Genomic DNA, 23,572 nt, shown 5'->3' with positions numbered 1-23,572 from the left:
GCAGAGGTGCTTACATTCCGGGTGAAAGACTGCCCGGAGCGGAAGGCGGACTTATGAACGAGCGAACGACCGGATCGACCGTCCCGCGCAGACAGCTCGGGCGGCACCTGCGCGACCTACGCAACAAAGCGCGCCTCACCGTGCGCGCGGCAGCCCGCGAACTGGAGTGGTCCGAGCCGAAGATCTGGCGCATCGAGACCGGCCAGACGTCCCTGCGCAGCCTCGACGTCGAGGCCATGTGCAAGATCTACGGCGCTCCTGCCGAGCTGACGCAGGGCCTGATGGGCCTGGCCAAGGAGACAAAGGGCCGCGGCTGGTGGCACGCGTACGGTGATGTGATCCCGGAGAACTTCGACCTCTACATCGGGCTGGAGGAAGCGGCGGAGCGGGTGCAGCAGTACAGCCCGGAGTTGGTGCCGGGGCTTCTACAAACCCCGGACTACGCACGCACGTTGATCCGCGCGGGCTATCCGGACGTCGCGGAGGAGGAGATCGAGCGCCGTGCACACGTGCGGATTGCCCGTCAAACGCTGCTGACCAGGGTCACCAGTCCGCTTACCATGGAGGTGGCTCTTAACGAGGCCATCCTGCGCCGACCGGTCGGCGGCCGGGAGGTCATGGCGGCGCAGCTCGACCACCTGGTGGAACTGACGGCTCTGCCTCACGTATCCGTCAGGGTCGTGCCGTACGACGCGGGATTGCACTACGGCGTACTGTGCGGGTCGTTCACGACGCTCCGTTTCCCGCTTGGCGGTGACGGCCAGCCGACCGAACCGCCCACGGTCTACGTCGCCGGATTTACCGGCGACCTCTATCTCGACAAGCCGAACGAGATCGAGCGCTACGACGGGGCGTTCCAAGCAATCTGGGGCAGTTGCTTGGGGCAGAAGGAATCACTGCGCCTCATTCAGCAAGCAGCAAGGGAGCTACGGAAGTGAAGAGTTCCGACCTGGTAGGGGCGGTGTGGCGCAAGTCCAGCCGCTCGGCGGACAACCACCAGTGCGTCGAGGTCGCCTTCCTCAGCGACGGCCGCGTAGCGATGCGCGACAGCAAGGACCAGGGCAACGGCCCCGCCCTCGTCTTCACGGCGGCCGAATGGTCGGCGTTCCACGGCGGCGTACTGGATGGCGAGTTCGCCTCTGCGTAAGACCCCAGCGGGTACCGCACCCTGGAGGTCCGATTCCTCACAGCCACCAAGGGAGCACCGGCGATGAAGAGTTCGGACCTCACGGGCGCGACGTGGCGCAAGTCCAGCCACTCCGAGAACAACGGGACGTGCGTCGAAGTCGCCCTCCTCCCCGACGGCCGCGTCGCCACGCGCGACAGCAAGGACCACGGTCACGGCCCCGCCCTCGTCTTCACGGCGGCCGCGTGGACGGCCTTCCACCGCGCCGCCGCCGACGGCGAGTTCATCCCCGCGCAGATCCGGTAACGCCTCCGCCCGCGGCCCGCACGACACTTGCCGCGTCACCAACCGTGTGCGTACCGTAGCGAATGGATGACGTTGTGCGACGCGGACGTGAGGGAGCGGCCATGCGGGTCACGGGATTGGCCAACCGTGCGGCACAGGGCGGGGACGAAGGGGACGGGCATCCCGGGACACCGTGGACGCCTCCGGAGGAACCGCCGTCGCCGGACGGCAACACGCCGCCTGGTGACGGCCAACACCGCAAGTGAATCCGACCGGTCGGCGGGACGCGGTACTGCGGCCGGGATGGGCGCGGCTGGTGCGCTCCTTGGTCGACTCCGGCGTGCTCGCCGCGCCGTGGACGGCGGTGTTCGAGGACGTCGACCGGGCGCGGTTCCTGCCGCCGGTGATGTGGCCGTACGACATGGCGACCAGGGCCAGTACGACGGTCAGCCGGGCGGACGACCCCGACGCCTGGTTCGGCTTCGCCGACGCGGACGTACCCCTCACCACGCAGTGGGACGACGGCCGCCACCAGGGCCTGGCACCAGGCCGCGTACCCACCTCCTCCGCGTCGGCCCCGACCGTGGTCGCCGCCATGCTCCACGCCCTGGACGTGCACGACGGGATGCGGGTCCTGGAGATCGGCACCGGCACCGGCTGGAACGCCGGACTGCTCGCCCGCCGCCTCGGCGACGGGCACGTCACCAGCATCGAGATCGACCCCGAGGTTGCCGCGGCGGCGGCGACCTCCCTCCGCGACGCCGGATCGGCCCCGACCCTCCTCGTCGGCGACGGGCTGCTCGGATGGCCGCAACGCGCGCCGTACGACAGGATCGTGAGCACCATGGCGGTGCGCTCCGTCCCCTACGCCTGGGTGCGGCAGACCGCTCCTCGCGGCGTGCTCGTGACCCCCTGGGGGACGCGCTACTCGAACGCCGACGCGATCGTCCGCCTCGTCGTCGCCGACGACCACAGCCGGGCGGAGGGCCGGTTCGTCCGCCCGGTGGAGTTCATGAAGGCCCGCTCCCACCGCGGCGGCCGCGCCCCCCACGCCGAGTACGTACCCGGCGGGGACGTCGTCGCGGCGGCCGACCGCACCACCACCACCGACCTGACCGCGGCCGACCTCACCGACCCGGACTTCACCTTCGCCGCGGGCCTGGCCATCGGCCACGACTGCGTCAGCGCCTGGGACCGGCGCGGCGCCCAGGTGTCGTTCTGGCTCTACGGGATCACCGACCGCTCCTGGGCGGCAACCGTCCTCACCGACGACCGTCCGACCTCCACCGTCCACCAGGCCGGCCCCCGCGACCTCTGGACCGCCCTCCGCACCGCCCACCGCTGGTGGACCGCCGCCGGACACCCCGACGTCACCCGCTTCGGCCTCACCGTCACCCCCGCCACCGCAACGCCCTGGCTCGACACCCCCCACCACCCCGCCGTCGAGGACGAGTTCGCGCCCGCGTAGCAGACGGAACGCGCGGCTACGGGCGATCAGGCGCAGCCCGGATGCTGCCCCCCGTCCGGGTCCTCCCGGACTTCGCGGAGTTCGCCGACAAGGAGGGCGAGCAGGCCCGGGAAGTGCTGCTCGGTGGCCTCCCGGCGCAGGGACACCGCGCTGCCGTTGCCGTGGAAGCGCTGGTCGATGAGGCCGGCTTCGCGGAGCACGCGGTAGTGGTGGGTGCGGGTGGCCTTGCCGACGGGGAGGTCGAAGGAGCCGCAGGCGCGTTCCTCGCCGTCGGGGCCGGCGGCGAGTTCGGCCACGACGCGGCGGCGGCGGTCGTCGGCCAGCGCGGCGAGCACCTTGCCCAGCTCCACAGCGGCCCCCTCTCCGAAAGGTACGGCTTGCATCGTACCAAGGGGGCGACCTAAGGTCCCGAGGTATGAACATCGTCATACCTGAGACCACGGGTCCGGTCGCCCTGTACGGATTCGCCCGCCCCCGCCCCGAACGCGCGGCGGAGCTGGAGAAGCTGCTGCTGTCCTTCGTCGAGCCCACCCGCCACGAGCCGGGCTCGCTCCAGTACCAGGTCCACCGCGACGCCGCCGACCCCACGACCCTCGTCTTCTACGAGCTGTGGCGCTCCCCGGACGACCTGCGCCGCCACCTCGCCGTCCCGGAACTCGCCCGCTTCGGCGAGACCCGCATGGACTACCTCCGCGAGGACCTGGAGATCCACTGGCTGACCCCCCTCAGCGCGGAGGAGGCCGCCGTCCGCCCGTCATAGGCGCGGGTGATCACGGCGCGTCCGGACACTCCTGGAGGACCCACCGTCCGGACGCGCCGCCCGAACTCCCCGCCGGCTACTGCCGGGTGAGCCCGGCGGGGTCGATGGCCAGGGGGAAGGGCTCGTCCAGGCGGGTGGTCGCCCCCGCGAGCGCGGTCGTCCGCTCCACGTACCGGCCGCTCGTCAGCTCGTACACGGCGAGCATCGGGGCCGGGTCGAACTCCAACCGCCAGAAGTACGGGATGGCGGCCTCCGCGTACAGCAGGGGCTTGACCTTGCGGTCCATGGTGCTGTTGCCAGGGGAGACGAGTTCGATGACCAGCCGGACTGCTTCGACGTCCACCGCAACGGGGTCGTCGGCGGTCGCGCCGGCATCGGCCACCACCAGGTCGGGAACGACCAGGCCTGAGGGCAGGACGACGTTGACGCCCTCCAGGATCTCCACCGGCGCGCCTACGGCCCGGGCGGCTGTCTCCAGGGCGACGTGGAGCCGGAACGAGGCCCGCTGGTGACGGACGCCAGGTGTGGGGGAGATGATGAGGGACTCCCCCAGCAGTTCATAGCGAGTGGTGCGGTCTTCCTGCAAGACGAGGACGTCGGCGACAGTCCAGGGCCCTGTGTGATCGACGGCAACGCTCATGTCCCGCCCACCTCCTCGCCCGCCAGGCAGCCGTGGAATGCCCCGGCAGGCGGTACACGGCCAGCATACGGGGCTCGACCCACCGGTACACGACATTCTCGCCGAGGGTCGCCACCCAGAGTGACGCCAGGCACGCGTGGTGGCATTCCGCAGGGCACGCCCTCCGGGTCAGAGCGCGCGCGGCAGCGTCATAAGCGCGGCTAATCAGCGCCCCCGCGAAACCGGCGTTGATCGGCCCCAGCCCCCCGGCGAGGGTTGGTCACGGCGCGTCCGGACACGCCGGGAGACCACCGTCCCGGGCGCGCCGCACCAACGCGGGACCGCACCGCGGTCCGTCACCGAGGGGGAAAGATGCTCATCCGCAAGACCCTGGCAATGGCCGCCGCGACAGCCGGGCTCATCGGGGCCGGGATGCTCACGGGCGCCTCGACCGCGTCGGCGAGTGTCCAGCCGCCGGAGTCGAGCGGGGGTGTGGTGCAGCTCGTCAACGAGAACAGCGGCAAGTGCCTGGAGATCGCCGACTGGCGCACCGACAACGGCGCACCCGCACGACAGTGGGACTGCACCGGCGGCGCCAACCAGAAGTGGTTCGAGACCACCGACTACTACGGGCGCCACACGTACGTGAACCAGAACAGCGGCAAGTGCCTGGAGATCGCCGACTGGCGCACCGACAACGGCGCACCCGCACGACAGTGGGACTGCACCGGCGGCGCCAACCAGAGGTGGTACTTCGACACCATCGGCGTGGGACAGGACGAGCCGTCCTACATCGGTCACCTGCTGAACGACAACAGCGGCAACGGCTGCGTCGTCGTCCAGGGGACCGGCAACGGGAGCACCGCCTTCCAGTACACCTGCATGCTCTACCGGGACCAGAACTGGTACCGCAGGTGATCCCCGCCCTGGTCGGGTAGCCACGCCGTGAGCCGGTCACCGGGCCGGCTCACGGCACGCCGTTCACGCCGTTCACGCCGTCGCCGCGGGGAGCGGCCCCAGGTCGGCGGCGACGCGGGCCAGGGAACGGATGGCGTCGCCCTCGCTTTCGGTACGCCACACCATGGCGAAGGTCAGTGGGGGCAGGCCGTCGGCCGGGCGCCAGGCGATGTCGGGGCGGGACCAGTAGGGGACGGAGTGCGCGGGGAGGAGGTGGAACACCTCCCCGTGGCTGATCAGGGACAGCAGCCGCTCCATGTCGGTGACCAGCGGCCCGCGTGCGATGAGCCGGCCGGCGGGGGTGTGCAGGGGGACGAGGGCGTCGCCCCAGTACGAGGGCATCCGGGCGCTCGTGATCGCGAAGTCGGCGAGCATCTCCACCGGGACCCGCTCCCGGCCGGCGAGTTCGTGGTCGACGGACACCGCGACGGCCCTGCCGTCCGCGAACAGCACCGGCCCGACGGTGAGGTCGTCCTCCTCGACGGGCAACCAGGTGACCAGGACGTCCAGCTCGCCCTCCCGGAGCGCGGCGAAGGGATCACTGAACGGGGCGTGCCCGAACTCCAGCGCCAGCTGCGGGCACCGCGCGCGGAACTCCTGCCAGTAGCCCCGCAGATAGTGCACGTTCCCGGGGATCATGCCCACCCGCACGGTGTTGCCGACCCGGCGCGCGGCGACCCGCGCCCGCTCCAGGCTCTCGTGCACGCTCGCGTGGACCGGCAGCAGGTCGTCCCGCAACTGCCGCCCCACCGCGGTGAGTCGCACGTCCCGCCGGTTCCCCCGGTCGAAGAGCACGGCGTTGAGCCGCCGCTCCTGCTTGGCGATCGCCTGACTGACCCGCGCCTGCGAGACGAACAGCCGCTCAGCAGCCCGCCCGAAGTGCAGTTCCTCCGCCAGCGCCAAGAAAATCTCGATGTCCCGCAGCTCCACCGATGCCCGCCTCCCCGTCGTCGTCCCACGTCACCGACTCGACGGCGCGCACGGTAGGCCGGGACGCCAACAACTGACCAACAGCGGGCTCGCAGGCGCACCCGCTCCGGCCGGTCCCGGCTACTCGCCGGGCGGCGGGGCGCAGTCGATGCCGGGGACGGGCGCGGGCGGCGCGGGGGTGGCGCTCCGGGGGTCCGCGCGCGTGGCGTGGATCCGGAGGAGGCCGTCGATGCCGCGCAGCAGGGTCTCGCCCGCGAGGACGGGGTCGCCGAGGTAGCCCGCGCTCATCGCGCCGTCGCGGAGCATGACGAAGTGGCGGCCGGCGTGGTCGGCGGAGTCGGTCGCGATCTCGGCGAACAGCGCGGTGACGGTCTCCAGGAACCAGGCCCGGTGCTGCACCACGGCCCGGTGGACGGGGTGTTCGGGGTCGGGGAATTCCGCGGCCGCGTTGAGGAAGGCGCAGCCGCGGTAGCCGGGTGAGCGGATCTGCTCGACCAGGGAGGCGCCGATGCCCCGCAGGATCGCGTCCGGCGGGGCCTCCGCGGCGGTCAGGGCGCCGACCTGGGCGCGGATCGCGTGGTCGACGCTCCCGATGTAGGCGACCGCCAGATCCTCCTTGCTGCGGAAGTGGCGGTAGAAGGTGGCGTTGGTGACCTTCGCCTCCGCCACCAGGCGGTCGACGCCCACGGTGTGGATGCCCTCGGCGTAGAAGAGCCGCGCGGCCGTGGCGAGCAGCCGCTCCCGGGCCTTCGAGACCCTCGCGCCGGTTTCCGTCTGCGTCATACCGCCCAGCCTAACAGGGAGAACGTTCTCTCTTGTTTCGACGCCGGAAGTGTGCCAGGCTCCAAAAAGAGAGAGAACGTTCTACCTCACCTCAGGAGCAGACCGTGGCATCCACCGCATCCGCCGAGCCCACAGCCCCCGCCGCACCCACACTGCGCACCCTCTACGCCGCCCGGTTCGTCTTCGCCGCCGCGTGGGCGGCCCTCCTCCTCGCCTCCGGCTCCGACCTGACCACCCCGGCCAAGGTGCTACTGATCGTCTACCCCGCCTTCGACGTCGCCGCGGCCGTCGTCGACGCACGGTCGGCCCGAGCCACCGGCCCGGTCAGGGGCCTCTACGCGAACATGGCCGTCAGCACGCTCGCCACCCTCGGCATCGCCCTCGCCGCCACCTCGGGCACCCCCGCCGTCCTGCGCGTCTGGGGCGCGTGGGCGATCGTCTCCGGGCTCGTCCAGCTCCTCGTGGGCGTCGTCCGCCGTCCGATGGGCGGCCAGTGGGCCATGATCGCCAGCGGCGGCATCTCCGTCCTGGCGGGCGCGTCCTTCCTCCGCAGCGCCACCGCCGACAACCCGTCCCTGACCGCCCTCGCCGGATACGCCGCGCTCGGCGGCATCTTCTTCCTCGCCTCGGCGGTCCGCCTGCACCGCAAGGGCTGAAACCCTACGGATGGTGGCCGCGGATGTGGCGGCGCTCGGTCGGATCGGTCGGCGGAGGGGAATCGGCGAGGTGCAGCACCGGATCCTCCGGCCCCTCCCGGCCCGCGACCACGGGATACGCCGCCCGCAGCGCCTTCGCGCGGTACTGGGCCGCGTCCGCGAGCCGGAACAGACGCCGGGCGGACCGCACGGGACCGATCGGGTCACCCGTGGACGCCACACCGCAGGCCACCCCCTCCCCCACGTCGAGCTTCGCCGCCCGCAGGCACAGCTCCGCCGCCGCCCGCACGACCTCGTCCGCGGAGCTGCCCACCGCCACTATGCAGAACTCGTCACCGCCCAGCCGCGCCGCGAGACTCCCCGGGAGCATCGCGCCGCACAGGCTCAGCAGCGAGCCGAACCGTTCCAGCAGACGGTCCCCCACCGCGTGGCCCAGCCGGTCGTTCACCGTCTTCAGACCGTTGAGATCGCACACGACCAGGCTCACCTGCGTACCGTCCACCCGGTGCCGCTCCAGCGCCTCGTCCAGCCGCACATCCACCGCCCGCCGGTTCCCCAGCCCCGTCAGCGGATCGGTGAACGCCAGCCGCTGCACCTCCGCGAGCCGCTCCGTCTGCGCGATGCCCGAGGCCAGCACCGCGGCCAGCACCGTCGCGAAATCCGCGTCCGGCCGGGCGAAGGGCGGCTCCGCCGCGCCCCGCGCCACATAGATCTCCCCCCACGCCCGGCCGTGCAGCACCAGCGGCGCCACCACACAGCTCCCCCGGCCCCGCCGCCGCAGCGCCGCCGCCCGCCCCCACGAGCTGCCCCCGGGCGAGGCGCCCGTACCCTCCGCCGTCTCCACCCACGCGTGCGGGGCGCCACCGCGGGCCCAGCTGCCGTGCAGGAACTCGGCGATCTCCGGGAAGTCGTGCACCGAATACGACTCGTCCTCGGGCTCCGGCTCCTCACCCGGCGCGAGGTCGCCGTCGTTCACCAGCACGCGCAGGCGCCCCGTCTCCCGCTCCCACGCGGACACCGCCGCGAAGGAGCCGCCCATCGCGTGCCGCGCCCCGCGCGCGCCCGCGCGGGCCGCCTCCTGCGGGGTCTGCGCCGTCGCCAGCGCCTGTGCCAGTTCGACGACCGCCGCGAGCCGTCGATCGGCCGTCCCGTCCTCCATCTCCCCAGGCTAGAAAGCTTTTCGCGTCCGCGGGGGCTCAATACTCCGAACGGCCGTTCAGTCGCCACCCGGCCCCTTGCGGTGAGCTTGCGGCTCACCCGCCGCGGGGGTTTCCCGCGCCTTCGGCGCGGGGTGTTCCCACCCGCACCACCCGTGCAGGTAGGAGCGAAAGGTGCCGGCCTTCCTGTGGGACGCATTCGCCGTCGGCGGCGAACCGCAGTACCTGGGACATCTCCCCCACCGGCAGGCAGCCGCCATCGCCCCTGGAGGGGGACGGTGCGGGGTGCCCCCGCAGGAATGCGCTGCCAGTCCCTCACCAACTCGGTAAGAGGGTGAAGGCGCATTCCGAGGAGGTGCCCCGTGGCGGCCCCCGACCCGCCCACCGGCGCGCCGCGAAAGGGGCGCGTGGGGGCACCTCCCAGGCGAAGCTCTGGGGGAGAACGGAGCGAGCAACCCCCACCGGCGGACGATCGCGCACCCCACAGCAGGGTGCACCCCAGAGCGTCACACCCCCGGCCACCGCGGCGTGCGCCGCTCGTTGAACGCCGCCACCCCCTCCGCCCGGTCACCGGAGAACGCGACCGTCCGCCAGCCCGCGTCCTCGATGTCGAGCCCCGTCCGCAGGTCGAGCCCGTGCCCGAGCCGCAAGGCGCGTTTCGCCGCCCGCAGCCCCACGGGCGAATTCGCGGCGATCCGCCCCGCGAGGGAAAGCGCCGCGTCCCGCGCGGACGTGCCCTCCTCCGCCAGCACGTCGACCATCCCGAGGCCCACCGCCTCGGCCGCCCCCACCCGCCGCGCCGTGAAGACCAGCTCCGCCGCGCGCGCGGCGCCCACCCGGCGCGGGAGGAGCTGTGTGCCGCCGCCCCCGGGGATGACGCCCACGGACACCTCCGGCAGGCCGACCACCGCCGTACCGTCGACCACGATCACGTCGCACGACAGCGCCAGCTCGTATCCGCCGCCGAGCGCGTACCCGTGCACGGCGGCGACCGTCGGCACGGGCAGTTCCAGCACCCCCGTGTACGCGCCCCGCGCGACGGGCCGCTGGGCGACCAGCTCCGCGTCCGTCATCGCATTGCGTTCCTTGAGGTCGGCCCCGACGCAGAACGCCTTCTCGTTGGACGACGTCAGCACGACGACGCTCACGGACGCGTCGGCGGACAGCGCGGCGCACGCCCCCGCGATGGACTCGGCCATCGCGGAGGAGACCGCGTTCATCGCCCGGGGCCGGTCCAGCACCAGTTCGGCGACCCTGGGTGCGGGCCGCTCGACCCGCACCCATTCGCCGTACCGCACCCCATCCGCCTGAGCACCCATCGGACCGCCTCCCGGTTAACGACCGTGAACCTCGCGAACCCTCATCGTGCCACGAGGCTCCGACAGCCGGGACGGCATCACCCGACCGGCGCGGCCGCGGGCTCCAGCTCCTCCTCCGGAGAAGCCGCCGCCCGCGACTTCTCCGCGAGCGCCTCCACGCCCAGCAGGTCGTCGGCGACCGCGTCCGGCATGTCGGTGTCGAACCGCGCCAGCCGCCGTATCCGCAGCGCCCCGACCACCACCAGCGCCATGCCCGCCGAGCACAGCAGGAACATGAAGGCGACCCCGCGCCCGGGACCCGTCCCCACCACGTGTCCCGCGCTCGACGCGAGCGCCCCGTGCTCGCTGAGCAGCCGGTTGAAGAGGTCGGAGCCGAGCGGGGCGATCAGGCCCATGCCGATGGGCAGCGTGGACCAGGCGACGAGCGTGTTCAGGGCGAACACCCGCCCGTGGTAGCGGTACGGCACCTTGAGCTGGACGATCGTCGTGTAGACGGAGTTCATGATCGTCAGGAAGAACGTCAGGGCGAACGCGCCCGCCCCGATGAGCCACAGCGACGGCCGCAGGCTGACGAGGAAGCCGCCCGCGGCCATGCACACGGTCGTGATCAGCACCCCGCGGAAGCGCTTGACGCGGGGCCCGCCCCAGATCGCCATCGTCGTGCCGCCGAGCATGACGCCGAGCCCGCTGACCACCGACACACGCCCGACGTCGCCGAGCGTGCCGAAGGACAGCACGAGCGGTGAGACGAGCAGCAGCAGCGGCGACATGAAGAGGTTGAGCACCGCGAAGAAGCTGAGGACGGAGCGCAGGCCGCGGTCGTTCCAGGTGTAGCTGAAACCCTTGGCGATCTCGGTGGTGAGCGGCTCGCGCGGGCGCCACGGCAGGGTGTTGGGGAAGCGCACGAAGAGGACGACGGCGACGGCGAACGCGTAGCTGATGACGTCGATGAGGACGATGCCGTCCAGTCCGATGACGCTGAGCATGCCCGCCGCGATGAGCGGGACGACGAGTTGGGCGACGCCGTTGGTCATCTGCGTGACGCCGATGGCGTGGCCCAGGTACTGCTTGGGCACGAGTTGCGGCACCGCGGAACCGTAGGCGAGGCGCTGGAAGGTGGTGCTGATCGACAGGGCCGTGACCAGCAGGTAGATCTGCCAGACGTGGATGCCGCCGGCGAGGATGAGCGCCCACAGGATCGCCTCGATGATGCCGGAGGCGGCGTCGGCCCACAGCATGACGCGCCGCCGGTCGCCGCGGTCGACGATCGCGCCCGCGAGCGGGGAGATGAGCAGCCCGGCGAGGTTGAGCACGGCGATGAGCGAGAACTGCGCGAGGGACTTGTTGTCCACGAGCACGGTGAGCGGCAGCGCCCAGCCGGTGAGCGCGGAGCCGATGAGGGAGATCTGCTGGCCGCTGGCGATGGTCAGGAAGCGGCCCATGCTGGGGCGTACCCGGTCCGCGTCGGCCCTCAGCGCCGCCTCGGACTCCTCGGTGGCGACGTCCTCGACCCACCAGGTGTCGCCGTCCACCCGCCGTGGCGGGTCGGGCAGTTGGGTGTGGGTACGCAGGGCGAGGGCGACCTCGGCGGCGCGGTAGCGCAGGAAGAAGTGGCCGCCCTCGTCGAGGACGACGAGCGCCGCGGTGTCGGTGAAGGCGCGCCACTCCTTGAAGCGCTCCTCGTACATCTGCGTGGCGGGGTCGCGCTCGCCGATCAACGACACGACGGGGGCCCGCAGTTTGCGGCGGTCGGGCTGGTCGAAGAGCTTGGTGAAGTACTCCTCGGCGGATCGGGAGTCGTGCCGCATCGTGCGGATGATGCGGTCGGCGACGGCCGGGTCCAGCTCGTCGAGGTCCACACCGCGGGATTTGAGCGAGTCCAGGTCGCTCTGGCTGCTGCGCAGCCGCTCGAAGAACTCGGGGCGGACCAGCCGCCGCCACATGCCCGCGGGTTTGGCGAAGGGGAAGATCGCGCCGATGTAGCAGGCCTCCAGTTCCCGCCCGGCGGCCTCGACGCGCCGCGACAGCTCGACGGCGAGCGCGGCGCCCACCCCGCAGTGCCCGTAGATCACCAACGGGCCCTCGATCGCGAGGATCTCCTCGGTGGTCCGGGCGGCCAGCTCGTCGAACTCCATCGGCTCCTCGTCGAGTCCGATGTCGTTGCCGGGGATCGAGAGGGCGTAGAGGGCCTCGTCCTTGGGGAGTTCGTCGGCGAGCGGCTGGTAGACGATGGCGCTGCCGGAGCCGTACGGGACGCACACGTACGTCACGCGGGTGGACTTGCGGCGCGGGGTGAGGCGCTGGAGCAGGGGGCGCGGGCCCTCGGGGGCGGACTCCGAGGCGAAGTCGGCGAGTTCGGCGACGGTGCGGTTCGAGAACATGTCGACCAGGCCGACCGGGCGGCCGCCCGCGGGCAGCGCCGTACGGAGCTTGGCGACGACCTGGATGGCGAGCAGCGAGTGGCCGCCGAGGTCGAAGAAGTCGTCGTCCAGGCCGATGCGTGTCGCCTCCAGGACCTCCGCCCACACCGCGGCGACGATCCGCTCCACCTCGGTGGTCGGCTCGCGGTACGCGGCGGTCGTGACCTCCGGTTCCGGGAGCGCCCTGCGGTCGAGCTTGCCGTTCGGGGTGAGTGGCAGCGCGTCGAGGGCGATGACGTGCGAGGGCACCATGTAGTCGGGCAGGTAGCCGCGTACGGCGTCGCGCGCGTCGGCCGGGTCGTCGGGGCCGCCGACGAGGTAGGCGATCAGCCGCTGGTCGGGGCTGACGACGACGGCCGCCTCGCGGGCGCCCGTCCGGTCGCGCAACGCCGTCTCGATCTCGCCGAGTTCGATGCGCAGGCCGCGCAGCTTGACCTGGTTGTCGAGGCGGCCGAGGAATTCGATCGCGCCGTCGGGCAGCCGCCGGGCGGCGTCGCCGGTGCGGTAGCGGCCGCCCGCGAAGCGCTCGGCGGTCAGCTCGGGCCGCTTGTGGTAGCCGAGCGCGACGGCCACCCCGCCGATCGTCAACTCGCCGGGTACGCCCACGGGTACGGGCTCGCCGTGCGCGTCGAGGATGTCCAGGGTGACGTTCTGGATGGGGCGGCCGATCGGCACGCGGGCGCGACCCTCCAGCTCTTCCGGTGTGCACTGCCAGGACGAGACGTCGATGGCGGCCTCGGTCGGCCCGTAGAGGTTGTGCAGTTCGGCGTCCGGCAGGGTGCGCAGGCAGCGCGCGGCGAGATCGACGGGCAGTTCCTCGCCGGAGCAGATGACGCGGCGCAGGCCCGTGCACTCGGCCACGGAGTCGTCGGAGAGGAAGAGGCCGAGCATCGACGGGACGAAGTGCGCGGTGGTGATGCCCTGTTCGGCGATGAGCGTGCGCAGGTAGCCGGGGTCGCGGTGGCCGCCGGGCTCGGCGAGCACCAGGCGGGCGCCGGACAGGAGCGGCCAGAAGAACTCCCACACGGAGACGTCGAATCCGGCCGGGGTCTTCTGGAGCACGCTGTCGGCGGCGCCGATCCGGTAGCGCTTCTGCATCCAGTCCAGCCGGTTGACGATGCCGCGGTGGCTGTTGGGCACACCCTTGGGACGGCCGGTGGAGCCCGAGGTGTAGATCATGTACGCGGCCGCGCCCGGCTCGCCCGCCGCCGGGAACGCGGTGCCGGGCCCGTCCTCCCACACCGCCGGGTCGTCCAGGACGAGGACGGTCGCGCTGCTCGCGGTGAGCGCCTGCGCGGTGCCCGCGTTCTCGCCGAGCGCGCCCTGCGCGGTGCCGTCCAGCAGCCTCTTCTGCGTGAGGACGACCGGGGCCTCCGCGTCCTGGAGCATGAACTCCAGTCGCTCCGCCGGGTATTCGGGGTCGAGGGGGACGTACGCGGCGCCCGTCCGCAGCACGCCGAGCAGCGCCGCGGGCAGGTCGAGGGAGCGTTCGGCGCAGACGGCGACGAGCGAGCCGGCGCCGACCCCCTCGGCGGCGAGCCGGTGCGCGATCCGGTCGGCCCGGGTGTCGAGCTGGGCGTAGGTGAGGGTGGCGCCGTCGAAGGTGACGGCGGGCGCGTCAGGGGTGCGGCGGACCTGGTCGGCGACGAGGCCGTGCAGCGTCGCGTCCGCCGGGTAGTCGGCGGCGGTGTCGTTCCAGCCGTCCAGCAGCGCGCGTTCGGCGGCGTCCAGCAGCGGAAGACGGCTCACGGCCGTACCGGGCGCGTCGAGCGCGGCGCGCAGCAGCGTCTCCAGGTGTCCGGCCATCCGCTCCACGGTCCCGGCCGTGAACAGCGAGGTCTTGTACGTGAAGGTGCAGGCCAGACCGCCGTCGCCGGACGGTACGACGTACAGCTCCAGGTCGTGCCGCGAGGAGCCGGGCGTGAGCGGGAAGTCCGCGACGCGCACCTCGGCGCCGTCGTCGTCACCCGTGGCCACGGGGAAGTCGTGCATCGAGAACAGCGCGTCGACGAGCGGCTGACGGCTCGGGTCGCGCGGCACGTTCAGCTCCTCGACCAGCCGGGCGAAGGAGAGTTCCTGGTGGTCCAGCGCGTCGATCACGACGTCCCGGGTGCGCGTCAGCAGTTCGGTGAAGGCCGGGTCGTCGGCCATGTCGGCGCGCAGCACGAGGGTGTTGACGAACATGCCCACGACGCCCTCGAACTCCGGCCGGGTCCGTCCGGCGACGGGCGTGCCCACGCCGAACTCCCGCTGCCCGGTGCAGCGGGACAGCAGCGCCTCGAAGGCGGCGAGCACGACCATGAAGCGCGTAGCGCCGTGCTCGCGGCTCAACGCGTCGATGCGGGAGGTCAGTTCGGCATCCAGCAGCCGTACGGTCGAGGTGCCCTCGAAGCGCTGCCGGGCCGGGCGGGGCAGGTCGGTGGTCAGCTCCAGCCGGGGCAGGCCGTCCAACTGCCGCAGCCAGTAGGCGCTTTCGCGCTCCAGCGTGCGGTCGCGCTGCCAGGCGGCGATGTCCCCGAAGCGCACGGCGGGCGCGGGCGCGGCCTCGTCCCGGTAGAGGGCGACGAGATCGCGGACGAGCAGCTGGGCGGACTGGCCGTCGGCCACCAGGTGGTGCACGAGCAGGGCGAGGACGTGCTCGGCGCTGCCCGCGCCGGTCTCGGTGCCGGCGCCCTCCGCCGCGTCCAGCCGCTCCACGAGCAGCGCCCGCAGCAGCGGGCCGTCCGCCGGGTCCAGCGGGATCGCGCACTCCTCGCCGATGAGCGCGAGGGTCTGCTCGTCGCTCGCCGCCTCCGCGCGCGCGAGCGGCACGGGCGCCTCGTCGAGGACGTGCACGGCCGGATGGCCCTCGTCGTCGGCGGGGAAGCGGTGCCGCAGACTGTCGTGGCGGCGCGGGAGTTCGGCGAGCGCCGCGGTCAGCCGCGCGACGTCCAGCGGTCCGGACAGGCGCACCGCGAGGGCGATGGTGTACGTGCCCGTGCCGGGCATGTACTGCTCCATGAACCACAGCGGTTCCTGCGCGGGCGCGAGCAGCGCCGGGGCGTCCGCGGGGCGCGCCGGGATGCCCTGCGCGCCGCGCTTGCCGCTGAGCCTGCGCCTGAGCAGTTCCCGCTTCGCCTCGGAGAGTTCGACGGCCGACGTCATCAGGCGAGCCTTTCCATGGAGTTCTTGAGCGCGTGCAGGAAGAGCGTCGCCTCGCGCCCGTTGATCAGCCGGTGGTCGTAGGCGAGCCCGATGTTCGCGGGCGAACCGTCGCCGGGCGCGGTGACCGCGAGCGCGCACACCGTCCCGGGCAGCACGAAGGGCACGGCGAGCACCACGTCGGCGTCGGTGTGCAGGGTGACGGTGAAGTTCGCGCCCGTGAGGTCGCGTTCACGGAACGAGCCGGTCGTCGCGGCGAGCCGGAACGTCATCAGCCGCGTCGCGATCTCGCCGATCGACAGCCCGGCCGCGTCCCGCACGCACGGCACGAACAGGCCCTCCCCGAGATCGACGGTCACCCCGATGTGCGGGGCGTCCGCGAGCAGCGCGGTACTGCCCTCGACGCTGGCGAAGAAGCGGGGGAACTCGGCGTGCAGCAGCGCCACTTCGCGGACGAACAACTCCCCCGCCCCGACCGGCCGCCGCACCTCCCGCGTCACCCGCTTCGCATACGCGAGCGCGGGCCCGAGATCCATCCGCACGACGGTGTAGGCGGCGGGGATCGTGCGGTGCGAGATCTCCACGGCCCGCGCGACCCCGCGCTGCACGCGCGGGAGCGCGAGACGGGTGACGCCGGGGGCGTCGGCCGCCACCGGTCCGCTTCCGGCGAAGCCGGCGGCCTCCGACCCACCGGACGGCACTGCCGATGGTGTCGCGGGAGCCACGGGAGCCACGACCACCGGTCCGCCCTCGGCGGGGGCGAGCCCGGCCGCCGCGGGTACGGGGCCGGGCGGTGCCATTGACGCGCCGGGGGCCGCTCCGGTGCCTGCGGTCCGCACCGCTCCCGCGGGTGCGGCCGGTCCCGGGCTGCCCACGGAGGTGCCACCCGGCACCACCGCACCGGGCCGCAGTGCCGCGACGTGCTCCCGCCGCACGACCGCGCGCCCGAGCGCGGCCACCTCCGCCGCGGACACACCCAGCTCGTCCATGAGCTGCTGCGCGGGCCGCGTGACGAGCTGGTCGACGGCGCCCACCGCGGCGGCGGCCGGGACCGGCGCCGGCTGCGTGCCGTCGTCGATGACGGCGAGCCGTTCGCCGGGGCGGCACACCGCGCCCGCCGCGAGGGCGTGCCGCAGGGTGCCCGGGGACGTCGCCTCCAGCTCTTCCGCGGCCTTGGACGTCTCGACGACGGCGACCGGGTCGCCCACGGCGACGTCCGTGCCGTCCGGGACGAGCCAGTCCGTCAGGACGTATTCCGTGTCGTTGTTGTTGAGCTTGGGTACGAGCAGCTCAGCCACGCAGCGTCTCCAGGATCGTGCGGTGCACGCCCTCCGCGCCGACGAGGACGGCGCGTTCGAGGTGTGCGGCGGTGGGGATGGCGGAGTCGGCGGAGTGGACGAGGGTCACCGGGCCGTCGAGGCGCGACCACAGGCGGCGGTGCAGGACGTGGGCGACCTCGGCGCCCCATGTGCCGCCCGCGGTGCCTTCCTCGACGACGAAAATCTGTCGCACGTCGGGGAGTTGGAGGTCGTCGGCGTCGAAGGGGTAGAGCCGGGAGGGCACCAGCAGCGTGCAGGCGATGTCCTCCTCGACGAGGAGCGTGCGCATGGCGTCCAGCACGCGGTGGGCGACGCCGCCGGGCGCGATGACGACGCAGTCGGGCCGCTCGCCGGGCAGGCTCACCTCGGCGGTGCCGCCGTCGCGTTCGGCGAGGGCGAAGGGCGGCTCGACCTCGTACATCCGCTTGGTGTAGAGGACCTTGTCCTCGAACAGCACGCCGGGTTCGCCGCGTTCGAGCATCTCGGCGAGGACGGCGGCGCTGTCGCGGAAGGGCGAGGCCTCGTACAGCGCGAGGTTCGGGACGCCCACGAAGTGCTTCTGGAGGCTCTGGCTGTGCGTGGGGCCGTAGCCGCGCCCGCCGCCGACCGGGCAGCGCAGCACCATCCGCATCGGCACCGGGGAGCCGTACATGGTCACGGACTTGGCGGCGAAGTTGACCAGTTGGTCGAAGGCGAGGGCGGTGAAGTCGCCGAACATCATCTCGACGATCGCGCTGTCCCCGGCGAGCGCGAGCCCGGCCGCGACCCCGGTGATGGCGTTCTCGCTGATGGGCGTGGACAGGACGCGCTCGGGAAAGCGGGTGGACAGCCCGCGGGTGATCTTGAAGGCGCCGCCGTACGGGTCGGCGATGTCCTCGCCGAGGACGTGGAGTTCGGGCCGCTGCTCCATGAGGCCGTGCAGCGCCGCGTTCAGGTTCTCGGCGACCCTCATACCGGCTCCCTGGCGGTGACGTCCTCGGCGACGGCGTCGATCCGGGCCCGGACGGCGGCGTCCAGCCGGGCGAAGCGCTCGGGTTCGGCAGCGGCGAGCCGCGGGTACCAGTCGGCTGCGCGGGCGGCGGCGATCTCCTCGGCCCCGCGGGTGTCGTCACCCTTGCTGTGCGGGCCGAGCCGGTGCGTGGCGAACTCCGCCACGAGCGGGCGCCCTTGGCGTACGGCGGCGACCGCGGGCGCGAGCAGCGTGCGGATCTCGTCCAGGTCGGTGGAGGCGGTCCGCACGTGGTCGATCCCGAAGGCCGCGGCGCGTCCGGCGATGCTGCCCGCCATGGTGCGGGTGGTCGGCGTGGACTGGGCGATGCCGTTGTTCTCGACGACGACGAGCAGCGGCAGTTGCCACAGTGCGGCGAGGTTGAGGGCCTCGTAGACGCCGCCCTCGCCCCATGTCCCGTCGCCGATGTAGACGCAGGCCAGCGCGCCCGGTGCGGTGCGCTTCAGATGCAGGGCGACACCGCACGCGACGGGCAGGGACTCGCCCTGCACGCCGGTCGACAGGTAGCGGTCGCGCTTGATGTGCTGGCTGCCGCCGACGCCCCCGCAGATCGCGCCGCGGCGGCCCATGATCTCGGCGAGCAGTCCCTCGGGGTCGCGGTGCCGGGCGAGGTAGTGGCCGTGGCCGCGGTGGTTGCTGAAGACGTGGTCGGCGGGACCGAGCAGCGCGTCGAGCGCGACGGGCACGTACTCCTGGCCGAGGCAGGTGTGGGTGGTGCCGTTGAGCATGCCGCGGTCGAAGAGGTCGAGGAGCTTGAGCTCGAAGGCCCGGATCGTGAGCAGTTGGGTGAGGTCGTCGTCGGAGGGGACGTCGCCCAGCGTGTGGGAGCGCTCCCAGATTGTGCTCGCCACGGTCATCGCCGGATCACCGCGACCACGCCCGCGACGGTGGAGTTGTCGAAGAAGTCGTCCAGGCCTATCTCCACGCCGAGTTGCTGCTGCATGCGGGCGATGATCTGGGTGATCGTGAGCGAGTGGCCGCCGAGGTCGAAGATGTCGTCGTGCAGGCCGATCGGCGCCATGTCGAGCACCTGCTCCCAGATCTCCCGCACCTGATCGACCAGCGGGTCGCCCGCGGCGAGCGCGTCGTCGGCCGGGGCGGCGGCGGGCGCCTCGTCCGCGTCCTCCTCGCCCTGGACGACCGGCGCGGTGAAGTCGACGAGGTCGGCGAGCCGTTGCCGCGGGTCGCGTCCGGCCGCGTCGAGCAGCCGCGTGAGGTCGTCCACGAAGCGCCCGGCGGCGGGGAGTTCGAGCGGGTCGTAGCGCAGGCTCGCGACCGCGCCCGCCGGGCCGTGCGCGACCTGGAGCTGGAGCGCGCCGCGCACACTGTGGTTGAAGGCGAGCCACCGCACCTCGCCGAGCGGGCTGCGGGTGTCCGGCAGCCGCCGGTAGCTGATCGACACCGGGGCGAGCGCGGCGTGCGGCCGCAGTCCGGGCACGGCGCGGGCGAGCGGCACCTCGCGGTAGCGGTAGATCTCGCGCAGCTCCGTCCGCAGCCCGGCGGCGAAGTCGGCGAAGACCTGCTGCCCCGACGGCCGGGAGAACAGCGGGAGTTCGTTGACGTACGCCCCGATGTGCGCGGCCTCGGCCTCCGTACGCGTGGCGAGGTCGAGCGCGGTGACGACCTCGGCGTTGCCGTACGAGGCGAGCAGCACGTGCACCGCGGCGACCAGCACCTCGAAGGACGTCAGGCCGTCGAGGCGGGGCAGCGACAGCGGCATCTCCAGCACGTCGGCGTCGGCGGCGCCACGCGAGCGCAGCGCGCCCCCGGGCACGGCGGTGGCGGCGGGCTCGTGCCACCGCGCGGCCCAGAACTCGGCTGCCTGCGGGAGGAGTTCGGCGACGCGCTCGCGCTGGGCGGCAGCGTGGTCGGTCTCCTCCAGCTCGGCGGGGATGCCGCCCTCGTAGTACGTGGCGAGGTCCGCGACCAGCAGGTCCTTGGAAGCCCCGTCGAAGACCAGGTGGTGGGCGACGACCACCAGCGTGTCACCGCCGACCAGCACGAAGCGCACCAGCGGCCCGGTGTGCAGGTCGAAGGGCCGGGTCACGGCCTCGGCCACGGTTCCGGCCTCCTCCAGCGCGGGCAGCCGCCCGGCGGGGACGAGCGCCGGGTCGCCGTCCGCGTCGCTCAGCGCGCAGCCGAGCAGCGGGTGGCGCTCGACGACGGCGTGGCAGGCCTTGGCGAGCGCGCCGCGGTCCACGTCGCCGTCCAGGGCGATGACAAGGGGCATGTGGTAGGCGGTGCCGGCGCCCATGCGCGCGGCGATCCACATTCCGTGCTGCGTGAAGGAGAGTTGGCGTTTCATCGGACGACCTCTCGCAGGGCGCGTTTGTCCACCTTGCCGCCGTGGTTGCGCGGCAGGGCGTCGAGCGTGATCAGGTGGTGCGGCTGTTCGTGGGACGCCAGCCGGGTCTTGAGGAAGGCACGCAGGGCGGTGTGGTCGGCGGGGCCGACGACGGCGACGGCGACCGCGGTGCCCAGCGCGGGGTGCGGCACCCCGAACGCGGCGGCCTCCACGACGTCCGGGTGCGCGTAGACGGCCTCCTCGACGTGCAGCGTGGACACCTTGTGGGCCCCGGACTTGACGACGTCGCTCTCCCGGTCGACCAGGTAGAGGTAGCCGTCCGCGTCGAGGTAGCCGAGGTCGCCCATGCGCACCCAGCCGTCGCGGAAGACGCCCGCGGAGGCGGCCGCGTCGCCGTAGTAGCTGCGGCTCGCGGTGGGCGAGCGCATCCAGACCTCGCCGGTCTCGCCCGCGGGCAGCGGCTCGCCCTCCGCGGTGGCCACCCGGACGTCGCCCGCGGAGGCGGGACGGCCGACACTGCCGGGGCGCCCGGCGCTGTAGAGCATCACGGTCTGCGCGGGCGCGGCCTCGGTCGAGGTGTAGTAGTTGGCGATCGTCGCACGCGGGAAGGCTGCGGCGAGTTCGCCGGCGATCCGCGCGGGCAGCGGCGCCGCGGCCGAACCGAGCAGCAGCACGCTGGACAGGTCGGCTTTCAGGTGCGCCCCGCTGGCCAGCAGTTCGATGGCCATGGTGGGGACGAGGAAGACGGTGCCCGCGCGGTGCTCCTCGATCACGCGGGCGAAGCGGCCGGGCGTGAAGCGGCCGAGGGTGACCACGGTGGGGTGCGCGCCCACAGCGTTGGCGAGCATCCACTGCCCGGCCTGGGTGCCGATCGGGAAGGCGTGCGCGAGTGTCTCGGAGTGCGTGAAGGGCTTGCGGCGGCCGCCCCAGCCGTGGCCGAGGTTGGCGTGGGTGGCCGCGACTCCCTTGGGACGGCCGGTCGTTCCGGACGTGTAGAGGATCTGGGCGAGGTCGCCGGGGGCGGGCCGGACCAGGTCCGTACCCGGTTCCGCCTCGGCCGCGGGCAGCTCACCGGCACGCAGCACGAGCGCGGCGCCGCAGTGGGCCAGCCGGGCGTCGATATCGGCGGGCCCGAGCTGGTCGGACAGCGGTACGGCGACGGCACGGGCCTTGAGGGTGCCGAGGAAGGCCACCGCGTAGTCGATCCAGTCGGCGTTGCCGAAGACGAGCCCGACACGGTCGCCGGGAGTGACACCGCGGCGCAGCAGACCTGCGGCGACAGCGTCGGAGCGGCGCCACCAGCTTTCGAAAGTAAGGTTTCCTGCCCCCGCAACTTTCAAAGCCGGACGATCGGCTTCCGTTACCGCGCGGGCGCGCAGCAATTCGGAAAGGATCGTACTCACGTGCTGATCCCCCTGTGCCAAAACCGGGCAATAGCCGGTCAATTGACGGGATCGACGCCACAGCGCGGTGCAGCGCATCCCCCGAAATACGCTCATTGACTGAGCGGGCCTCACCCTGGCATCGTCACCCAGAACCGTCAACCCTCGAAAATGTGTCGGCTGAGTTTACGAAATTCACCGCCGCCGCATCCGTCACAGCCGCCCCGAGACCGCCATCCCGTGGCTCTCTTCCCGGCTGCACCTGCTCCGGATGGTCGCGCCACGCACACGCACCGTGACGGATCCGAGGCCACGTACCGCACGCACCATCGCCTGGCAGGCGTACCCGCACACGTACCGCACAGCACAGCACGGGGGAGAGACCTGTGAAGACCGGACCGCTCTCGTTCGGGCAGCAGAGACTGTGGTTCCTGCACCAGTTCGACCCCGAGGACCCCTCGCACAACGCCGGTTACGCCTACCGGCTGCGCGGCGCACCGGACGTTCCCGCGCTGGAGGCGGCCTTCACCGCCGTCGTCGCCCGGCACGAGGCGCTGCGCACGCGCTTCACCGCACAGGACGGCACGGCCCTCGCGGTGGTCGAGGACCCGAGCCCGGTGCGCGTCGAGGTCACGGCGGCGGAGTCGGCCGAGCACGCCGAACGCGTCGTCGCCGCCCGCGCCACCGCCCCCTTCGACCTCACCGCCGCACCGCCGCTGCGCGTCACGCTGGTACGGATCGCGCCGGACGACCATGTGCTGTGCGTGGTCACCCACCACATCAACAGCGACGGCTGGTCCTTCAACGTACTGCGCGACGAGGTCGCGGCCCACTACGCCGGACAGGCCCTGCCCGCACCGCCGTTGCAGTTCGCCGACGTGGTCGCCGCCGCCGGCGACACCCAGGCCGACCCCGCCTGGTGGGTCGAGCAGCTGTCCGGCGCGCCGGACCTGGAGCTGCCCACCGACCGGCCACGCCCGGCCGAACGCACCACCGACGGCGGCGAGGTCCGCTTCACCCTCGACTCCGAACTGGCGGACGGGGTAAAGGCGTTGGCCCGGCAGACGCGCTGCACGCCGTACATGGTGCTGCTCGCGGCCTACGAGGTGCTGCTCGCGCGGCACAGCGGGCAGAGCGACTTCTGTGTCGGCACCCCGGCCGCCGGGCGTGGGCGCCCCGAACTGGAGCGCGTCGTCGGCTACTTGTCAACGACGATGGTGCTGCGCTGCGACCTGAGCGGCGACCCGTCCTTCACCGACCTGGTCCGCGCCACCCGGCGCGGCGTGCTGTCCGGACTCGCCCACCCCGACGTGCCCTTCGAGCAGCTCGTCGGCGCGCTCGGCGTCCCGCGCGACCTCAGCCGCACCCCGATCTACCAGGCACTCTTCGCCCTGCACACGCACGGCACCGTCGCCGAACCGCTCCCGGGCCTGGACGCCGAACCCTTCCCCTTCGGCTGGCACTCCGCCCGCACCGACCTGACCCTCGACCTCTACGAGCAGCCCGACGGCAGCATGGTCGGCATCCTCATCCACAGCACCGACCTCTTCGACGGCACGACCGCCGAACGCCTCGTCGCGCGCTTCCTCCACCTCCTCGGCTCGGCGACCGTCACTCCCGAACTTCCGCTCAGCGAGCTGGAGTTGCTGCCGGTGGCGGAGCGGGAGCAGCTGGCGTCGTGGGACGGTCCGGTGGTGGAGCTGCCGCCGGTGACGCTGGTGGACCTGGTGCGTGAGCGGGCGGAGGTGGCGCCGGACGCGGTGGCGGTGGTGTCGGGCACGACCGTCCTGACCTACGGGCAACTGGTCGCGGCCGCCTCGCGGTTGGGTGCTGAGCTGCGCGGTCGGGGTGCGGTGGCGGGGGCGCGGGTGGCGGTGCTCAGCTCGCGGCGGGCGCACATGCTGGTCGCGCTGCTGGGGGTGGTGTGGTCGGGCGC

General features: G+C 72.8%; 20 protein-coding genes. 8 read left to right on the top strand and 12 right to left on the bottom strand.

The features are described 5' to 3' along the window. The first annotated feature begins 53 nt into the window (after positions 1-53). The 4 genes from ACH4PY_RS16700 to ACH4PY_RS16685 all read left to right on the top strand — a co-directional run bounded on the left by ACH4PY_RS16700 (position 54) and on the right by ACH4PY_RS16685 (position 2,879). On the top strand, positions 54-938 hold the full coding sequence (locus ACH4PY_RS16700) for a helix-turn-helix domain-containing protein (protein ID WP_398182238.1): 885 nt from the start codon (positions 54-56) through the stop codon (positions 936-938). Further along, positions 935-1,147, top strand: a complete 213-nt coding sequence (locus tag ACH4PY_RS16695; RefSeq protein ID WP_398182235.1) for a DUF397 domain-containing protein — start codon at positions 935-937, stop codon at positions 1,145-1,147. The genes ACH4PY_RS16700 and ACH4PY_RS16695 overlap by 4 nt, the downstream gene beginning before the upstream one ends. 63 nt (positions 1,148-1,210) lie before the next feature. Continuing rightward, complete coding sequence (locus ACH4PY_RS16690) at positions 1,211-1,432, top strand: DUF397 domain-containing protein (protein WP_398182232.1); 222 nt, start codon at positions 1,211-1,213, stop codon at positions 1,430-1,432. Between the two features lie 295 nt (positions 1,433-1,727). Beyond that, positions 1,728-2,879 (top strand): methyltransferase domain-containing protein, encoded by a 1,152-nt coding sequence (locus tag ACH4PY_RS16685; protein ID WP_398182230.1) that lies wholly within the window; start codon positions 1,728-1,730, stop codon positions 2,877-2,879. Positions 2,880-2,905: 26 nt separating this feature from the next. On the opposite strand, the gene ACH4PY_RS16680 is transcribed toward ACH4PY_RS16685, so the two are convergent. Further along, entirely contained in the window at positions 2,906-3,262 is a 357-nt protein-coding gene (locus ACH4PY_RS16680; protein WP_398182227.1) for an ArsR/SmtB family transcription factor, read from the bottom strand. Between the two features lie 32 nt (positions 3,263-3,294). Here ACH4PY_RS16680 and ACH4PY_RS16675 point away from each other — a divergent pair, with 32 nt between their 5' ends. Next, positions 3,295-3,639: a putative quinol monooxygenase gene (locus ACH4PY_RS16675; RefSeq protein ID WP_398182224.1), complete on the top strand. Its 345-nt coding sequence runs from the start codon at positions 3,295-3,297 to the stop codon at positions 3,637-3,639. Positions 3,640-3,715: 76 nt separating this feature from the next. Here ACH4PY_RS16675 and ACH4PY_RS16670 read toward each other — a convergent pair whose 3' ends face one another. Beyond that, on the bottom strand, positions 3,716-4,279 hold the full coding sequence (locus ACH4PY_RS16670) for a Uma2 family endonuclease (protein ID WP_398182222.1): 564 nt from the start codon (positions 4,277-4,279) through the stop codon (positions 3,716-3,718). Between the two features lie 351 nt (positions 4,280-4,630). Between ACH4PY_RS16670 and ACH4PY_RS16665 the strand changes: the two genes are divergently transcribed. Next, positions 4,631-5,176 (top strand): RICIN domain-containing protein, encoded by a 546-nt coding sequence (locus ACH4PY_RS16665; protein WP_398182218.1) that lies wholly within the window; start codon positions 4,631-4,633, stop codon positions 5,174-5,176. A gap of 72 nt (positions 5,177-5,248) precedes the next feature. On the opposite strand, the gene ACH4PY_RS16660 is transcribed toward ACH4PY_RS16665, so the two are convergent. Next, on the bottom strand, positions 5,249-6,145 hold the full coding sequence (locus tag ACH4PY_RS16660) for a LysR family transcriptional regulator (RefSeq protein WP_398182214.1): 897 nt from the start codon (positions 6,143-6,145) through the stop codon (positions 5,249-5,251). Between the two features lie 120 nt (positions 6,146-6,265). Continuing rightward, positions 6,266-6,928: a TetR/AcrR family transcriptional regulator gene (locus ACH4PY_RS16655; protein WP_398182211.1), complete on the bottom strand. Its 663-nt coding sequence runs from the start codon at positions 6,926-6,928 to the stop codon at positions 6,266-6,268. Between the two features lie 104 nt (positions 6,929-7,032). Between ACH4PY_RS16655 and ACH4PY_RS16650 the strand changes: the two genes are divergently transcribed. Continuing rightward, positions 7,033-7,584 (top strand): hypothetical protein, encoded by a 552-nt coding sequence (locus ACH4PY_RS16650; RefSeq protein WP_398182208.1) that lies wholly within the window; start codon positions 7,033-7,035, stop codon positions 7,582-7,584. A gap of 4 nt (positions 7,585-7,588) precedes the next feature. Here the strand turns inward: ACH4PY_RS16650 and ACH4PY_RS16645 are convergent, their stop codons facing one another. The 8 genes from ACH4PY_RS16645 to ACH4PY_RS16610 all read right to left on the bottom strand — a co-directional run bounded on the left by ACH4PY_RS16645 (position 7,589) and on the right by ACH4PY_RS16610 (position 21,735). Next, entirely contained in the window at positions 7,589-8,743 is a 1,155-nt protein-coding gene (locus ACH4PY_RS16645) for a diguanylate cyclase domain-containing protein (RefSeq protein ID WP_398182205.1), read from the bottom strand. 504 nt (positions 8,744-9,247) lie between these two features. Next, a complete protein-coding gene (locus ACH4PY_RS16640; RefSeq protein ID WP_398182202.1) occupies positions 9,248-10,060 on the bottom strand; it encodes an enoyl-CoA hydratase/isomerase family protein in 813 nt (270 codons plus the stop codon). A gap of 77 nt (positions 10,061-10,137) precedes the next feature. Further along, positions 10,138-15,624 (bottom strand): amino acid adenylation domain-containing protein, encoded by a 5,487-nt coding sequence (locus tag ACH4PY_RS16635; protein ID WP_398182199.1) that lies wholly within the window; start codon positions 15,622-15,624, stop codon positions 10,138-10,140. Next, positions 15,624-16,919, bottom strand: a complete 1,296-nt coding sequence (locus tag ACH4PY_RS16630; protein ID WP_398182196.1) for a 2-oxo acid dehydrogenase subunit E2 — start codon at positions 16,917-16,919, stop codon at positions 15,624-15,626. The genes ACH4PY_RS16635 and ACH4PY_RS16630 overlap by 1 nt, the downstream gene beginning before the upstream one ends. Next, a complete protein-coding gene (locus ACH4PY_RS16625) occupies positions 16,912-17,892 on the bottom strand; it encodes an alpha-ketoacid dehydrogenase subunit beta (RefSeq protein WP_398182193.1) in 981 nt (326 codons plus the stop codon). The genes ACH4PY_RS16630 and ACH4PY_RS16625 overlap by 8 nt, the downstream gene beginning before the upstream one ends. Next, positions 17,889-18,800 carry a thiamine pyrophosphate-dependent dehydrogenase E1 component subunit alpha gene (locus tag ACH4PY_RS16620; RefSeq protein WP_398182190.1) on the bottom strand — a complete coding sequence of 304 codons (912 nt, stop codon included), beginning with the start codon at positions 18,798-18,800 and terminating at the stop codon, positions 17,889-17,891. The genes ACH4PY_RS16625 and ACH4PY_RS16620 overlap by 4 nt, the downstream gene beginning before the upstream one ends. A gap of 2 nt (positions 18,801-18,802) precedes the next feature. Next, on the bottom strand, positions 18,803-20,254 hold the full coding sequence (locus tag ACH4PY_RS16615; RefSeq protein WP_398182187.1) for a condensation domain-containing protein: 1,452 nt from the start codon (positions 20,252-20,254) through the stop codon (positions 18,803-18,805). Further along, on the bottom strand, positions 20,251-21,735 hold the full coding sequence (locus ACH4PY_RS16610) for a class I adenylate-forming enzyme family protein (protein ID WP_398183377.1): 1,485 nt from the start codon (positions 21,733-21,735) through the stop codon (positions 20,251-20,253). The genes ACH4PY_RS16615 and ACH4PY_RS16610 overlap by 4 nt, the downstream gene beginning before the upstream one ends. A gap of 287 nt (positions 21,736-22,022) precedes the next feature. Between ACH4PY_RS16610 and ACH4PY_RS16605 the strand changes: the two genes are divergently transcribed. Further along, positions 22,023-23,572: condensation domain-containing protein (locus ACH4PY_RS16605; RefSeq protein WP_398182184.1), on the top strand; the 1,550-nt coding region annotated here is incomplete at its 3' end.

The organism is Streptomyces sp. NPDC021224 (assembly GCF_044332905.1).
Taxonomy (GTDB): Bacteria; Actinomycetota; Actinomycetes; order Streptomycetales; family Streptomycetaceae; genus Actinacidiphila.
Note: the sequence above shows the minus strand (reverse complement) of the source record. Positions and strands in the feature narration are given on the sequence as shown.

Excerpts from the sequence above, each read along its gene's own strand:
- ACH4PY_RS16700 (WP_398182238.1), top strand. The coding sequence starts at position 54 with ATGAACGAGCGAACGACCGGATCGACCGTCCCGCGCAGACAGCTCGGG.
- ACH4PY_RS16610 (WP_398183377.1), bottom strand. The coding sequence starts at position 21,735 with ATGCGCTGCACCGCGCTGTGGCGTCGATCCCGTCAATTGACCGGCTAT.
- ACH4PY_RS16615 (WP_398182187.1), bottom strand. The coding sequence starts at position 20,254 with ATGAAACGCCAACTCTCCTTCACGCAGCACGGAATGTGGATCGCCGCG.
- ACH4PY_RS16625 (WP_398182193.1), bottom strand. The coding sequence starts at position 17,892 with ATGAGGGTCGCCGAGAACCTGAACGCGGCGCTGCACGGCCTCATGGAG.
- ACH4PY_RS16635 (WP_398182199.1), bottom strand. The coding sequence starts at position 15,624 with ATGACGTCGGCCGTCGAACTCTCCGAGGCGAAGCGGGAACTGCTCAGG.
- ACH4PY_RS16665 (WP_398182218.1), top strand. The coding sequence starts at position 4,631 with ATGCTCATCCGCAAGACCCTGGCAATGGCCGCCGCGACAGCCGGGCTC.
- ACH4PY_RS16680 (WP_398182227.1), bottom strand. The coding sequence starts at position 3,262 with ATGCAAGCCGTACCTTTCGGAGAGGGGGCCGCTGTGGAGCTGGGCAAG.
- ACH4PY_RS16655 (WP_398182211.1), bottom strand. The coding sequence starts at position 6,928 with ATGACGCAGACGGAAACCGGCGCGAGGGTCTCGAAGGCCCGGGAGCGG.
- ACH4PY_RS16675 (WP_398182224.1), top strand. The coding sequence starts at position 3,295 with ATGAACATCGTCATACCTGAGACCACGGGTCCGGTCGCCCTGTACGGA.
- ACH4PY_RS16645 (WP_398182205.1), bottom strand. The coding sequence starts at position 8,743 with ATGGAGGACGGGACGGCCGATCGACGGCTCGCGGCGGTCGTCGAACTG.
- ACH4PY_RS16640 (WP_398182202.1), bottom strand. The coding sequence starts at position 10,060 with ATGGGTGCTCAGGCGGATGGGGTGCGGTACGGCGAATGGGTGCGGGTC.
- ACH4PY_RS16690 (WP_398182232.1), top strand. The coding sequence starts at position 1,211 with ATGAAGAGTTCGGACCTCACGGGCGCGACGTGGCGCAAGTCCAGCCAC.
- ACH4PY_RS16670 (WP_398182222.1), bottom strand. The coding sequence starts at position 4,279 with ATGAGCGTTGCCGTCGATCACACAGGGCCCTGGACTGTCGCCGACGTC.